Annotated in this window: 13 protein-coding genes and 1 tRNA gene; 10 read left to right on the top strand and 4 right to left on the bottom strand. The window is 66.7% G+C overall.

The annotated features are described in order from the left end of the window. Positions 1 to 5: 5 nt before the first annotated feature. The 7 genes from ACZYVJ_RS06545 to ACZYVJ_RS06515 all read left to right on the top strand — a co-directional run bounded on the left by ACZYVJ_RS06545 (position 6) and on the right by ACZYVJ_RS06515 (position 8045). On the top strand, positions 6 to 2021 hold the full coding sequence (locus ACZYVJ_RS06545) for an acetyl/propionyl/methylcrotonyl-CoA carboxylase subunit alpha (protein ID WP_463830270.1): 2016 nt from the start codon (positions 6 to 8) through the stop codon (positions 2019 to 2021). Further along, a complete protein-coding gene (locus ACZYVJ_RS06540) occupies positions 2018 to 3184 on the top strand; it encodes an acyl-CoA dehydrogenase family protein (RefSeq protein ID WP_463830269.1) in 1167 nt (388 codons plus the stop codon). The genes ACZYVJ_RS06545 and ACZYVJ_RS06540 overlap by 4 nt, the downstream gene beginning before the upstream one ends. Then, a complete protein-coding gene (locus ACZYVJ_RS06535; protein WP_463830268.1) occupies positions 3181 to 3678 on the top strand; it encodes a MaoC family dehydratase in 498 nt (165 codons plus the stop codon). The genes ACZYVJ_RS06540 and ACZYVJ_RS06535 overlap by 4 nt, the downstream gene beginning before the upstream one ends. After that, positions 3675 to 4496 (top strand): HpcH/HpaI aldolase/citrate lyase family protein, encoded by an 822-nt coding sequence (locus tag ACZYVJ_RS06530; protein WP_463830267.1) that lies wholly within the window; start codon positions 3675 to 3677, stop codon positions 4494 to 4496. The genes ACZYVJ_RS06535 and ACZYVJ_RS06530 overlap by 4 nt, the downstream gene beginning before the upstream one ends. A 235-nt stretch (positions 4497 to 4731) precedes the next feature. Continuing rightward, positions 4732 to 5814 (top strand): pyruvate dehydrogenase (acetyl-transferring) E1 component subunit alpha, encoded by a 1083-nt coding sequence (gene pdhA, locus ACZYVJ_RS06525; RefSeq protein WP_463832872.1) that lies wholly within the window; start codon positions 4732 to 4734, stop codon positions 5812 to 5814. Between the two features lie 9 nt (positions 5815 to 5823). Then, positions 5824 to 6879, top strand: coding sequence for a 3-methyl-2-oxobutanoate dehydrogenase subunit beta (gene bkdB, locus ACZYVJ_RS06520; RefSeq protein WP_463830266.1), 1056 nt, complete (start codon positions 5824 to 5826; stop codon positions 6877 to 6879). Continuing rightward, positions 6876 to 8045 carry a dihydrolipoamide acetyltransferase family protein gene (locus ACZYVJ_RS06515; protein WP_463830265.1) on the top strand — a complete coding sequence of 390 codons (1170 nt, stop codon included), beginning with the start codon at positions 6876 to 6878 and terminating at the stop codon, positions 8043 to 8045. The genes bkdB and ACZYVJ_RS06515 overlap by 4 nt, the downstream gene beginning before the upstream one ends. A gap of 74 nt (positions 8046 to 8119) precedes the next feature. Here ACZYVJ_RS06515 and ACZYVJ_RS06510 read toward each other — a convergent pair whose 3' ends face one another. Both ACZYVJ_RS06510 and ACZYVJ_RS06505 read right to left on the bottom strand, forming a co-directional pair. Beyond that, positions 8120 to 8890 carry an enoyl-CoA hydratase gene (locus tag ACZYVJ_RS06510; RefSeq protein WP_463830264.1) on the bottom strand — a complete coding sequence of 257 codons (771 nt, stop codon included), beginning with the start codon at positions 8888 to 8890 and terminating at the stop codon, positions 8120 to 8122. 442 nt (positions 8891 to 9332) lie between these two features. Then, a complete protein-coding gene (locus ACZYVJ_RS06505) occupies positions 9333 to 9743 on the bottom strand; it encodes a hypothetical protein (protein ID WP_463830263.1) in 411 nt (136 codons plus the stop codon). A gap of 479 nt (positions 9744 to 10222) precedes the next feature. Between ACZYVJ_RS06505 and ACZYVJ_RS06500 the strand changes: the two genes are divergently transcribed. Both ACZYVJ_RS06500 and ACZYVJ_RS06495 read left to right on the top strand, forming a co-directional pair. After that, complete coding sequence (locus tag ACZYVJ_RS06500) at positions 10223 to 10513, top strand: hypothetical protein (protein WP_463830262.1); 291 nt, start codon at positions 10223 to 10225, stop codon at positions 10511 to 10513. Positions 10514 to 10708: 195 nt separating this feature from the next. Then, the gene (locus ACZYVJ_RS06495; protein ID WP_463830261.1) at positions 10709 to 11401 is read left to right on the top strand and encodes a type 1 glutamine amidotransferase domain-containing protein; all 693 of its coding nucleotides are present in this window, start codon (positions 10709 to 10711) and stop codon (positions 11399 to 11401) included. A 6-nt stretch (positions 11402 to 11407) separates the two neighbouring features. Here the strand turns inward: ACZYVJ_RS06495 and ACZYVJ_RS06490 are convergent, their stop codons facing one another. After that, positions 11408 to 12109: a cutinase family protein gene (locus ACZYVJ_RS06490; protein ID WP_463830260.1), complete on the bottom strand. Its 702-nt coding sequence runs from the start codon at positions 12107 to 12109 to the stop codon at positions 11408 to 11410. A 655-nt stretch (positions 12110 to 12764) separates the two neighbouring features. Between ACZYVJ_RS06490 and ACZYVJ_RS06485 the strand changes: the two genes are divergently transcribed. Continuing rightward, positions 12765 to 13073, top strand: coding sequence for a hypothetical protein (locus tag ACZYVJ_RS06485; RefSeq protein ID WP_463830259.1), 309 nt, complete (start codon positions 12765 to 12767; stop codon positions 13071 to 13073). Between the two features lie 192 nt (positions 13074 to 13265). Here ACZYVJ_RS06485 and ACZYVJ_RS06480 read toward each other — a convergent pair. Further along, positions 13266 to 13339: transfer RNA gene (locus tag ACZYVJ_RS06480), tRNA-Arg, on the bottom strand. Positions 13340 to 13470 lie beyond the last annotated feature (131 nt).

The following is a 13470-nucleotide window of genomic DNA, read 5'->3' as shown; positions in this document are numbered from 1 at the left end:
GTGCAGTGTTCGAGACCGTACTAGTGGCCAACCGCGGCGAGATCGCGGTGCGCGTGATCCGGACCCTGCGCCGGCTCGGCATCCGTTCGGTCGCCGTCTACAGCGACCCCGACGACGGCGCGCGGCACGTGCTCGAGGCCGACGAAGCGGTGCGGCTGGGACCCGCCGCGGCGCGCGAGAGCTACCTGAATATCGACAAGGTCGTCGGGGCGGCCGTGCGCACCGGATCTCAAGCGATCCACCCGGGCTACGGATTCCTCTCCGAGAACGCCGATTTCGCCGCCGCCTGCGAGCGGGCCGGGGTGGTGTTCCTGGGCCCGCCAGTACGGGCGATCCAGGTGATGGGTGACAAGATCACCGCGAAGAACGCGGTCGCCGCCTTCGACGTCCCGGTGGTGCCCGGTGTCGCCAAGCCCGGGCTGAGCGACGACGAGCTGGTCGCGGCCGCGGACGAGGTCGGATACCCGGTGCTGATCAAGCCGTCGGCGGGCGGCGGTGGCAAGGGCATGCGGTTGGTGGAGGAACCGGGCAAGCTGCGCGAGGCGCTGGTGGGCGCGCGGCGCGAGGCCGCCTCATCCTTCGGCGACGACACGCTGTTCCTGGAACGATTCGTGTTGCGGCCCAGGCACATCGAGGTTCAGGTGCTTGCCGACACGCACGGCAACATCGTGCACCTCGGCGAGCGCGAGTGCAGCCTGCAGCGCCGTCATCAGAAGGTGATCGAGGAGGCGCCGTCGCCGCTGCTCGACGAGGCGACGCGGGCGCGCATCGGGGCGGCCGCCTGCAACACCGCGCGCAGCGTCGATTACGTCGGCGCGGGCACCGTCGAGTTCATCGTCTCCGCGGACCGGCCCGACGAGTTCTTCTTCATGGAGATGAACACCCGCCTGCAGGTCGAGCATCCCGTCACCGAGGCGGTCACCGGCCTGGACCTGGTCGAGTGGCAGCTGCGGGTGGCCGCAGGCGAAAAGCTGGGGTTCGCCCAGGACGACATCGAACTGCGCGGGCACGCCATCGAGGCCCGGGTGTACGCCGAGGATCCGGCACGGGGCTTCCTGCCGACCGGTGGGCGGGTGCTGCAGGTGTCCGAGCCGTCCGGCGACGGTGTGCGGGTCGACTCCTCGCTGCTGCCGGGGACGTTGGTCGGAAGCGACTACGATCCGATGTTGAGCAAGGTGATCTCCTATGGGACCGATCGCGCCGAGGCCCTGGCGAAGCTTGACCGGGCACTGAGCCGAACCGCGATCCTGGGTGTGGTGACCAACATCGAATTCCTCCGGTTCCTGCTCGCCGACGAGCGGGTGCAGGCCGGCGACCTGGACACCGCGCTGCTGGACGAGCGACTGGCCGACTTCGCCCCGCTGCCGGCCCCCGATGACGTGCTCGCGGCGGGCGGCCTCTACCGGCAATCGGCCCTGGCCCTGCGGGCGCGCCGCTTCGCGGGTAGCCCCTGGGCGCCACCCACGGGCTGGCGTAGCGGCGGTAGCCCGGCCCCGGTCCGCACCGACATGCGCACCCCGCTGCGCAGTGAGACGGTCTCGGTGCGGGGTTTGCCCGAGGCGGCGACGGTGCAGGTCGGTGATGGTGAAACACTGTCCGCCGCAGTGCAAGTCGAGGCGACGCGGATGAGCGTCACACTGGACGGGGTGCGCCGCGACTACCGCTGGGCCGAGGCGGACCGGCATCTGTGGATCGCCGACGAGCGAGGAACCTGGCACCTGCGTGAGGCCGAGGAGAACAAGATCCACCGCGCCGCGGGCGCGCAGCGGGCCGAGATCGTCAGTCCGATGCCCGGCAGCGTGATCGCGGTTCAGGCATCCTCGGGCACCGACGTTTCCGAGGGCGACGTGGTGGTCGTCGTCGAGGCGATGAAAATGGAACATTCGCTTGCCGCACCGGTTTCCGGCCAGGTGGAGGTGCTGGTCTCCATCGGCGATCAGGTGACGGTGGATCAGGTGCTGGCCCGGCTTACGCCCGAAGAGTCCAGCGCGGCAGCCGATTCGAGTAAGGACGCATCATGACCACATCCATTACCGCGGGGGCGTTACCCAAGGAATATCAGGATCTTCGCGACACGGTCGCGGAGTTCGCGCGCACCGTGGTCGCTCCGGTGTCGGCGAAACACGATGAGGAGCACAGCTTCCCGTACGAAGTCGTGGCGAAGATGGGGGAGATGGGTCTGTTCGGCCTGCCGTTCCCCGAGGAGTACGGCGGCATGGGCGGCGACTACTTCGCGCTGTCGCTGGCGCTCGAGGAACTCGGCAAGGTCGACCAGTCGGTGGCGATCACCCTGGAGGCCGGCGCCAGCCTCGGCGCGATGCCCATCTACCGGTTCGGCACCGAAGAGCAAAAGCAGAAGTGGCTGCCGGACCTGACCGCCGGCCGTGCGCTCGCCGGCTTCGGGCTCACTGAACCCGGGGCGGGCTCGGATGCCGGGGGAACCCGCACCACTGCCCGGCTCGACAATGGCGACTGGGTGATCAACGGCAGCAAGCAATTCATCACCAACTCGGGTACCGACATCACCTCGCTGGTCACCGTCACCGCCGTCACCGGAACCACCGCGAACGGTAAAAAAGAGATCTCCTCGATCATCGTGCCAAGCGGCACACCGGGATTCACCGTCGAACCGGTGTACAGCAAGGTCGGCTGGAACGCATCGGACACCCACCCGATGAGCTTCGACGACGCCCGAGTCCCGCAGGAGAACCTGCTAGGTGCCCGCGGCACCGGCTACTCGGGCTTCCTTTCGATCCTGGACGAGGGCCGCATCGCGATCGCCGCGCTGGCGACCGGGGCGGCGCAGGGCTGCGTCGACGAAAGCGTCAAGTACGCCAAGGAACGCCAGGCCTTCGGCCAGCCTATCGGCGCCTACCAGGCGATCAGTTTCAAGATCGCGCGAATGGAGGCGCGTGCCCATGTGGCCCGCACCGCCTACTACGATGCGGCGGCAAAGATGTTGGCGGGCAAGCCCTTCAAGAAGGAGGCGGCAATCGCGAAGATGATCGCCTCGGAAGCTGCGATGGACAACGCCCGCGACGCGACCCAGATCCACGGCGGCTACGGCTTCATGAACGAATATCCGGTCGCGCGGCACTACCGCGACAGCAAGATCCTCGAAATCGGCGAAGGGACTACCGAAGTGCAGTTGATGCTGATCGCGCGATCGCTGGGACTGTCATGACCGAAGGCAAGTCAGTTGTCCAGCGCGGCTTGTGGTTTGAGGAATTCGAGATCGGCACCACCTACCTGCACCGGCCCGGCCGGACGGTCACCGAGGCCGACAACGTCTTGTTCACCACGCTGACCATGAACACCCAGTCGCTGCACCTCGACGCGGCATGGGCGGCCGAGCAGCCCGGCTTTCGCGGTGAGCGGCTGGTGAACTCCATGTTCACCCTCTCCACGCTGGTTGGACTGTCGGTGTCGCAGCTGACACTCGGCACCATCGTGGCCAACCTGGGTTTCTCGGAGGTGTCCTTCCCCAAGCCCGTGTTCCACGGCGACACCCTGTACGCGGAGACCGTGTGCACGGGCAAGCGCGAATCGAAGAGCCGGCCCGGCGAAGGCATCGTCACCCTCGAGCACACGGGGCGCAACCAGCACGGCGACGTCGTCGCGCGTGCCGTGCGCACCACACTGGTGCAGAAGCACCCGGGCAACGAGGAGACCGCATGAACCTGCAAGCCGCCGGTCCCGGCTGGCTGTTCTGTCCAGCAGACCGTCCCGAGCGTTTCGCCAAGGCCGCGGCCGCCGCCGATGTGGTGATCCTCGACCTCGAAGACGGCGTGGCCGAGGCGGACAAGCCCGCGGCGCGCAAGGCATTGCAGGAGACACCGCTGGACCCCGAGGGCACCGTGGTGCGGATCAACGCGGCCGACACCGTGGAGTACCCCCTCGACCTCGAGGCCCTGGCAGGCACCGCCTACACCACGGTGATGCTGTCCAAGACCGAATCGGCAGCCCAGGTGACGGCGCTGGCGCCGCGCGAGGTGATCGCGTTGCTCGAGACGCCGCGCGGTGCGGTGTTCGCCACCGAAATCGCCGCGGCCCAGGGCACCGTGGCGCTGATGTGGGGCGCCGAGGATCTGGTTGCCACGCTCGGCGGCAGCTCCAGCCGCAAGGCCGACGGCAGCTACCGCGACGTCGCCCATCACGTCCGGTCGACGGCCCTGCTCACGGCGTCCACCTTCGGTCGGGTTGCGCTCGACGCGGTGCACCTGGACATCCGGGACCTCGACGGCCTGCGGGACGAGGCCGAGGACGCCGTCGCGCTGGGCTTCGCCGGAACGGTGTGCATCCACCCGAGCCAGATCGCGGTGGTGCGCCAGGCGTATCGCCCAAGCGAGGAGCGGCTGGACTGGGCACGACGGGTGCTGACTGCTGCCCGGTCCGAGCGCGGGGTCTTCGCGTTCGAGGGACAAATGGTCGACTCGCCGGTGCTCAAGCACGCGCAGATGACGTTGCGCAGGGCGGGTGAGACCGTCCCCGAGTGAAACGCGGACGGGGCTCGCGTGCCGCAGCGCGACACGCTGCGCCGTCGTCGCAATCAGCCCGGTCTCTTCTGATTTGAGCGCATAATGGTGAGTACGTCAGTGTCGCGGCGAGCGAAGTCTTTCGGGTAACTGGCGATCGATCTCCGCTCGCGGTAGGTCTCGGCTGACCGTTGCCGGGATCCGCTGTGGCTCACTGCGCCACGCGGCACCCGGCGAGGGAGGCGGTGTGGCGCAGATGTCTTCGGTGCCGATGACTGTCGATCTCGAACCGGTGCAGCTCGTCGCCCCCGATGGTTCGCCCACGCCCGAACACCACTACAGCCGTGAACTTCCCGCGGAGACGCTGAGCTGGCTCTACGAGATGATGGTGGTCACCCGCGAGTTGGACGGCGAATTCGTCAACCTCAAGCGGCAGGGGGAGCTGGGGCTGTTCGCGTCCTGCCACGGGCAGGAAGCCGCGCAGGTCGGCGCCGCGGCGTGCCTGCGTAAGACGGACTGGCTGTTTCCCCAATACCGGGAACTCGGCGTATTTTTGGTGCGCGGCATCCCACCCGGCCATGTGGGGGCCGCATGGCGCGGAACCTGGCATGGCGGCCTGGACTTCACCAAGAAGTGTTGCGCCCCGCTGTCGATTCCGATCGGCACCCAGACCCTGCACGCCGTGGGGGCGGCGATGGCCGCCCAACGCCTGGGCGAGGATTCGGTGACGGTGGCGTTCCTCGGCGACGGCGCCACCAGCGTGGGGGACGTGCACGAGGCACTGAACTTCGCGGCCGTGTTCACCACCCCCTGCGTGTTCTTCGTGCAGAACAATCAATGGGCGATCTCGATGCCGATATCCAAGCAGACCGCCGCACCGTCGCTGGCGCACAAGGCAATTGGATACGGGATGCCCGGGATACGGGTGGACGGCAACGACGTGTTGGCCTGTTATGCGGTGACCGCCGAGGCCGCCGCCCGGGCCCGCACCGGCGGCGGCCCGACGTTGATCGAGGCGGTCACCTACCGTCTGGCCCCGCACACCACGTCCGATGATCCGAGCCGATACCGGACGCAAGACGAAGTCGACCACTGGTCCGCGCTGGAACCGATCGCGCGGTACCGCAACTACCTGCAAGGCCAGGGCCTGTGGTCGGAACGGTTGGAAGAACGGGTTGCCTCCCGTGCGAAGCGGATGCGGGCCGAATTGCGCGACGCGGTGTTCGACGCACCCGATTTCGACATCGACGAGGTGTTCACGTCGGTGTACGCCGAGATCACTCCGGGGCTAGAGGCGCAGCGCCGGCAGCTGCGGGCCGAACTCGACCGAAGTGATTGAGAGGCGTCCATGACTCAGCTCGCTGATCGCCCGGCCGGTCACGACGAAACACTCACCGCGGCAGTGCAGGACGTCGCACTCGGCGCGCAGTCGTTGACCATGGTGCAGGCGCTCAACCGCGCCCTGCACGACGCGATGGCCGCCGATGACCGGGTGCTGGTATTCGGCGAGGACGTCTCGGTCGAGGGCGGGGTGTTTCGGGTGACCGAGGGACTGGCCTCGGCGTTCGGCGAGAGCCGCTGCTTCGACACGCCCCTGGCGGAGTCCGCCATCATCGGAATCGCGGTGGGGCTGGCGCTGCGCGGCTTCGTGCCGGTACCCGAGATCCAGTTCGACGGGTTTTCCTATCCGGCTTTCGATCAGGTGGTCAGCCACCTGGCGAAGTACCGCACCCGCACCCGCGGCGAGATCAACATGCCGGTGACGGTGCGCATCCCGTCGTTCGGGGGAATCGGTGCCGCCGAGCATCATTCGGATTCCACAGAGTCGTACTGGGCCCACACCGCCGGCTTGAAGGTGGTGGTGCCGTCCAGCCCGGCCGACGCGTACTGGCTGCTGCGCCACGCGATCGCCTGCCCGGACCCGGTCATGTATTTGGAACCCAAGCGCCGGTACCAGGGTCGCGGCCTGGTCGACGTCGCGCGGCCCGAACCGCCGATCGGACAAGCTATGGTGCGCCACCCGGGCACCGACGTGACCGTCGTGACGTACGGCAGCCTGGTCAGCACCGCAGTCGATACCGCCGAAGAGGCGCAGCGGCAACGTGGTTGGAGCCTGGAGGTCATCGATCTAAGGTCCCTGGTGCCGCTGGATTTCGATACCGTCGCCTCGTCGATCCACCGGACCGGGCGTTGCGTTGTGATGCACGAGGGGCCGCGCAGCCTGGGGTATGGAGCGGGGTTGGCCGCCCGAATTCAGGAGGAGTTGTTCTACGAGCTGGAGGCGCCGGTGCTGCGCGCGTGCGGGTTTGACACCCCGTATCCGCCGGCCCGGTTGGAGAAGTGGTGGCTGCCCGGTCCTGACCGGCTGATGGATTGCGTCGAGCGCGTGTTGGCGCAGCCATGAGTGACGAGCGGGTCAAGTCGTTTCGGGTCCCCGACCTCGGCGAGGGGCTGGAAGAAGTCACGGTGACCAAGTGGCATGTGGCACTGGGCGATGACGTCGAGCTGAATCAGGTGCTGTGCACGGTGGAGACCGCCAAGGCCGAGGTGGAGATCCCGAGCCCGTACGCCGGACGGATCGTCGAACGTAACGGCGCCGAAGGCGATGTGATCAACGTGGGGGCGGTGCTGCTGCGGATCGACACGGCGCCGCTGGGCGGTGACCTACCGTCGGTCGAAACCGAGGTGCCCACGCTGGTCGGTTATGGCGCCGACTCCGGCATCGACACCAGTCGGCGCACCACCCGCCCGCTCGCCGCCCCTCCGGTGCGCAAGCTGGCCAAGGAACTGATGGTGGACCTCAACTCGGTGCAGCACGGCGCCGGGGCCATCATCACCCGGGAGGACGTGCTGTCGGCGGCCCGCGGGCGCGGCAATGGCGCCGACGTCCGGCCGGTCCGGGGAGTGCATGCCCGGATGGCGGAGAAAATGGCTCTGTCGCACAAGGAGATTCCGGCAGCCAAGGTCGGTGTCGAGGTCGACTGCACTGAGCTGATCGGGCTGTCCGACCGGTTTCGGTCGGTAGAGGAGACGATCACGCCGTTCGTGCTCGTGTTGCGCTTGCTGGTTATCGCGTTGCGCCACAACGAGATGTTGAACTCGACGTGGGTCGATTCGCCGCAGGGGCCGCAGGTCCGCGTCGACCACCGGGTGCACCTGGGCATCGCGACGGCCACCGAACGTGGGCTGCTCGTCCCGGTAATCGCCGACGCCCACGTCAAGACCACCCGCGAATTAGCCGGCCGCGCAGCCGAATTGATTGCCAGTGCGCGTGCGGGCAGCCTGGGGCCGGGCGAGTTGCGGGGGTCGACGTTCACCGTGACGAACTTCGGGGCGCTGGGCGTGGACGACGGGGTTCCTGTGATCAACCATCCCGAGGCCGCCATCCTCGGCATGGGTGCGATCAAGCCGCGGGCCGTCGTCCGCGGCGCGGAGATCGTCGCGCGCCCGACGATGTCGTTGACTTGTGTGTTCGACCATCGCATCCCCGACGGTGCCCAGGCCGCCCAATTCGTCTGCGAGCTCAGGGATCTGATCGAGTCGCCCGAAACCGCACTACTGGACCTGTAACTTTCGCGTCACGCGTGTGGCGGTACGGGGCACTAGAACAGGCCGCAGTTGAACCTGCGCACGTGCGGGAACACCTACCGGCGTTGCGCGGCCGCCAAACGCTGTGCGAACTCCGGTGATTGGATGGAATACGACTGCGGCCCTAGCTCGGCACGCATCGCGAGCTCGTGCTGCTCGTTGTCCAGCGACCCCGGACTGACCGTGGCGCGCATGGTGGCCTTGGTCGCCAGCACCACTTCACGCGGAGCCGCCGCAGGGCCGGCGGCCAGCTCCAGGGCCGCGGCGACCGGATCGTCGGCCACGCTCAATGCCAAGCCGTGCCGCACGGCGGCGTCGGCGTCGAAGCGCATGCCGAACAGCAGGGCCGCCCGCGCGACCTGCGGGCCGACCGCGCGCTGCAGCATCCACGTCGCACCCCCGCCGGGGTGAAGCCCCAGCTTCTGGAATCGCGCGTCGAACACGGCGGCGGGTCCGGCGATGCGCACATCGGCCGCCAGCGCCAGATTCAGACCCGCGCCCACCGCGGCGCCGTTGACCGCGGCGATGGTGGGCAGCAGGCAACTGCCGACGGCCATGAAACCGTCATAAAGCTGCTGCAGGCCGGTCTCGGCCGCTCCGCCGCCTGCAGCGCCGAGGGCACTGAGATCGGCGCCCGCACAGAACGCCTTGCCCGCCCCGGTGATCACCACGGCGTGCACATCGGGGTCGGCTTGGGCCCGCTCGACGGCCTGGCGCAGGTGCCCGGACGACTCGGCCGTTATCGCGTTGCGGCGATCGGGATCGTTGACGGTGATGAGCGCGACGCGGCTGGTGACGTTGTAAAGGATGAGTTCGGACTGGGCCATCGGGCACCTCCGGCTTCGCGTATTGGCTGTGCGATCCGCCCGACCTCACCGGGGCAGCGTCACGGGCGAGGTAAGACTACTTCGCGCCGCCCGAGGCGGATTGGCCGGTGTAGAGCGTGATCAGCGTGAATCGGCAGGAATGGCGGGCATTGCGGACCTGCGCTCCCGCCATCATTGGCCCGCCCGATGGCTGAACGCCATTCACGGGGGCTCGCGTAGTTACCGCTGGTAGCGCAAACGCGGCAACCTTTGCGGCGGGTGCGGCAGATATCGGAATCTAAAAGTAACGCTGTAGTTATAAAAACGTGATCTGCCGCATTTGGCATCTTCGGGTACACACCCGGGTCGACCAGGCCAAACGTTTGATAAGACGCCGGCAAACCGGCCGGGTGCCGACACGGTGCGCCAACTGGGATGAGCCGTCGAGATTTGCCCCGAGCCGCTACAGTTCCGGTTTCGCTAACTTCTTCGCTAGCTCATCGAGTTCGGCCTGGCGCTCACGCACCGCACACCCCCGGCGCTCGAGGCGCGCGCCCTGCAGCATGGCCCCCGGCAGCGCATCACTACGCAACCTGATGTTGGCGTAATGGATTGCGGCATCAATCATTTCGATGTATCGCTCCGCGTCGTTCTCTGCGCAGGAGCCCTCGATGCGCTGGACTTCGTCCCAGCACGGATAGGAAGAGTACCGGGCATCGAGTTGTTGCTGAGAGACCTGCGTCCCGAAGTAACACCGCCAGTCGCGGCTCAACCAACCCCTCGTCTTGACCTCGACCTTGATTCGATTGCCAACGCCAGCTATGAACCTCGGCTCCCCGACGCGCACCACCGGCTGCCAGTCATTCGACGCCATATTTCGCCAACCCCTCGAAGAGAAGACGCTCTAAGTAATGATCTCCCCGTAAGCGTCATCTGCTCGTTTTGACACGCTGTTCCCAGAACGATTAAACCGCAAACTTTTGGCAGTGACTTCGACTTTTGCGGGTTCGTCAAAAAGTATGGAAACGACCGGAATGCAATACCGGAGGTTCCGTGCAGGCGCTTTGCGGCCCGTGGTTGGCGACCGCCAAATATGGCCGTGACCTGCGTCGCTGGCGCGACGCCGCGGAGCCCCGGCCCTCGGCCGCCGCATCCGCGACTCGGGCATCGTATGGGCATCGGGACGTGACTTCACCATCCGCTAGCACCTGCGCTAGCCGGTTCGTGAAGCTCCTCGTGGTCGAGTCTGGCGGCCCGGCCCAAGGAAGCGTTGAGGATCCGCCAAGGCGCGCTGCGCACGCTCATTTCAGCTCGAAAGAGCATCCGATTCGGCATCGACGCTAGGAGCACCTCATGCGGACAACGGGGTACGGGACTACTCGGTCCGGGACCATGGCGTACCGGGCCTACGCGCGGACCCGCAATCAAAGCATCGGATACGCCCGGCTGATGCTGGTCTCCGTCGCGACGGCCGGGCTGATCGGCCTTGGCGTCGGTGTCGCCAGCCTCGATCGACCGCTGGTCGGCCGGCAGTGTTCCGTTCCGGACGTGACCACGCATGACGCCACGGGCCTCACATTGTCGTGCGGCCCCGCGTCGACGGGTAACCGGGAGTTGGTGTGGCAGTATGCGTCGGCGTCGTAGCCTCGACAGGTCAAGTGCCGCAGCGCGTTTCGATCGGATCGAAGCCGCCTGGGGCATCCAACTGGGCAAGGACCAGCGAGCGCCACCACCCGTCGATTCCTGCCGGCCCGCGGCGCGTCGCAGCGCTTGACCCCGGGCACCGGATGGGCGACGCTTGAGCGCATCCCTCTGCGGAAGCGAACCAGGAGAAAAGCGATGGCGAAGGTGCTGTTCGTGGTCACGGGGGCGAGCTATTGGACCCTGAAGGACGGCACCCGGCATCCGACGGGCTACTGGGCCGAGGAGTTCGCGGCGCCCTATCGCGAGCTCACCGGCGCCGGTCATGAGGTCGTTGTGGCCACTCCGAATGGTGTTGTGCCGCATGTGGATGTGATGAGCCTGCGGCCGTCGATGGCCGGCAGCGAAAAGATCGCTCGGGAGCTGGAGGACATCCTGCGAGCCGCCGAGGAGTTGCGCCGGCCCATCGAACTGGCCGACGCCCGCCTCGAGGACTATGACGCCGTCTATTACCCGGGTGGGCACGGCCCGATGGAGGACCTGTGGCGCGATGCCGACTCCGGCCGGCTGCTGGTCGCGACTCTTGCGTCCGGCAAGCCGCTGGCGATCGTGTGCCACGCGCCGGTCGCCATGATGGCTACCCGACGAAACGGTGCCTCGCCGTTTGCCGGGTACAAGGTCACGGCCTTCACCAATGACGAGGAGGACGGGGTCGGGTTGCGTGAGAAGGCCCCGTGGACCGCGGAGGACGAACTGGTGAAGATGGGCGTCGAGTTCAGCCGCGGCGAAATGTGGAAGCCCTACACGCTCAAGGACCGCAATCTGTTCACCGGCCAGAACCCGGCCTCCGCCGGGCCGCTGGCGCGCGAGTTCATGAAGGAACTCGGTTAGGCGGCCTCAGAGGTGGCCGGCCACGAAAGTGGCGGCCTGACCGGGCATTCCGGACCCTTGGTAGGACAGGTCCGCCGCCGAGAACATCTCGTCGTGCGACGGCAGCGCCAGCGGCCCGCCCGGGGTGCACACCGGGTCGCCGGGCGCGCACAGGTCGATGGCCTTCGCGCCGTACCACGGGCTGACCACACTCACCGGCGCCCCGAGATACCGGGCCGACGGATTCCCGAACAGGGCGAGCGCCGCAACATAGTCCGCCTCGTCGGCCGTCAGTATCTGGGGATTCAAGCCCGCGATCGAGGCCTGGGCGATGGTGATCAGATCGATCACCATCGCGCCCTGCGAATAGCCGCCGAGCACCAGCTTGGTGTTGGGGCAGCTCGCCACCATGGACTGAACGTGAGCGTGCGCGTCGCCGGCGCCGGCCGACGCTGACGGGGCGAAATCTTCGCCGGCGGGGTAGTTGACCGCGTACACCCCGAGGGACCGGCCCCCGATCTGGGAACGCAGCGAGTCGATGAATGCCTGTCCGACCCCGCCGACGCCGGGCGGCTCGCCGGTACCGCGGGCGAACGTCACCTCGACGTCGGGACACGGTGCGGCGGACGCGGAAATCGTTGGGCTCAGTGGCGCCATCCAGGTTGTCGCCACTGCGACACCCAGCAAACGCGCTAATCGGAGTGCGTTCACGCTCCAATGCTGACACATCGGGTCCGGAAAGGCAGCGCCTAATTCAGCGCACTACCGCCGGCGCGTCTGCCCGGACCGCTTCTCGGCTCAGTCGATCCGGTTGTTGCATGGCCAGGTATTCCCTGGGTCGCCGACACGACCGAAAAGCCTTCTCCGCTAACTCCTTTGCCAGGCGGACGAGGGTCGTCAGACTTGACTTTTCCCGCGCGGCCTATGACGACTGCCAAACGGGTTCTGTTCTGTGTTCCTTGCAGCGAACGCAATACTCGTCGTCCTGGTGCTGCGTTTCGTGGATCGAATTGCATTCAGGACACTCTTGAATATATTTGTGTCGCGGATTCAGGCAGGAGGCCATCAACGCTTGTTTTTGCCTGAATATGCTGGTCGAACTTCTATTAGTACTAGACAACATCCCGATTGGTTTCTCTGCTCCGTGCACCGCTTGCCTGGCTCCGATGACAGCTAGGCGCCACTTTCCACCACTGTTCCCAAACGTGGCTGGTTGAAACCCCGGCGAACAGATTCCCCGGAAACGTCTCGCGAGGACCCCGGGCCGGCTGTCGGCAATCCTGTGCGCGCATCCCCAGAAATGGCGTAGCCGCCTACTCTAGACGGCTCGATCTGCCGCGCCGGAAACTATTGAAGTCCCGCCCCTCTAGCGAAAGGTTCAACCATGACCATCATCGCTACCACGATCGTCCATCCCAACCCAGGGGTCAGCTGGGACGACGTTCAGAAGCAGCTGAAGCGAGCGACCGGGCTTGCCCGCAAACATGGCGCGGAGAACGTCACCGCGCTGGTGAACATGATCGGAGGCCAGGGCACCAACGCCATCGGCTTGATGACGACGGCCCAAGACTGGGCCACGTATGGCCGAATCCAGCAGAGCCTCAGTACTGACCCGGATTACCAAAGCCTGCTCATCGACGCGGGCCAGATCGCCACCTGGGAGAACTACGTCAGCCAGACGATCGAGGTCTAGTACCCGCCAGGTAATACGTGATCGAGGAACCTCGGCCGGCGTCTAGCGCCGCTGGTCGTCGGCCCACCCACCGACCGCCTAGGTAGTCGCGAGTAGCGGCTACCTAGGCGTTAGGCGTCCGATCCGCTACCGAAAATCGACTCCCTCATCTGGGGAGCGCCAAGCATCAGCCGACGTCATACGCGAGCCCGGTGCCCCCGGCACGACTCGAACGTGCGACCTAGGGATTAGAAGGCCCTTGCTCTATCCACCTGAGCTACGGAGGCAATGCGCAGGTCAGTCTATCCAACCGCTTCGGGGTGATCCGATTCCACGCCGCCACGCGCGTGAAACCTCTTCCCGCGCCACGTTTATCGGTTATCGTGAACAACCTCGACACACGTACAAAACCGGCCGG

Source organism: Mycobacterium sp. IDUB_3, from assembly GCF_055419585.1.
Note: the sequence above shows the minus strand (reverse complement) of the source record. Positions and strands in the feature narration are given on the sequence as shown.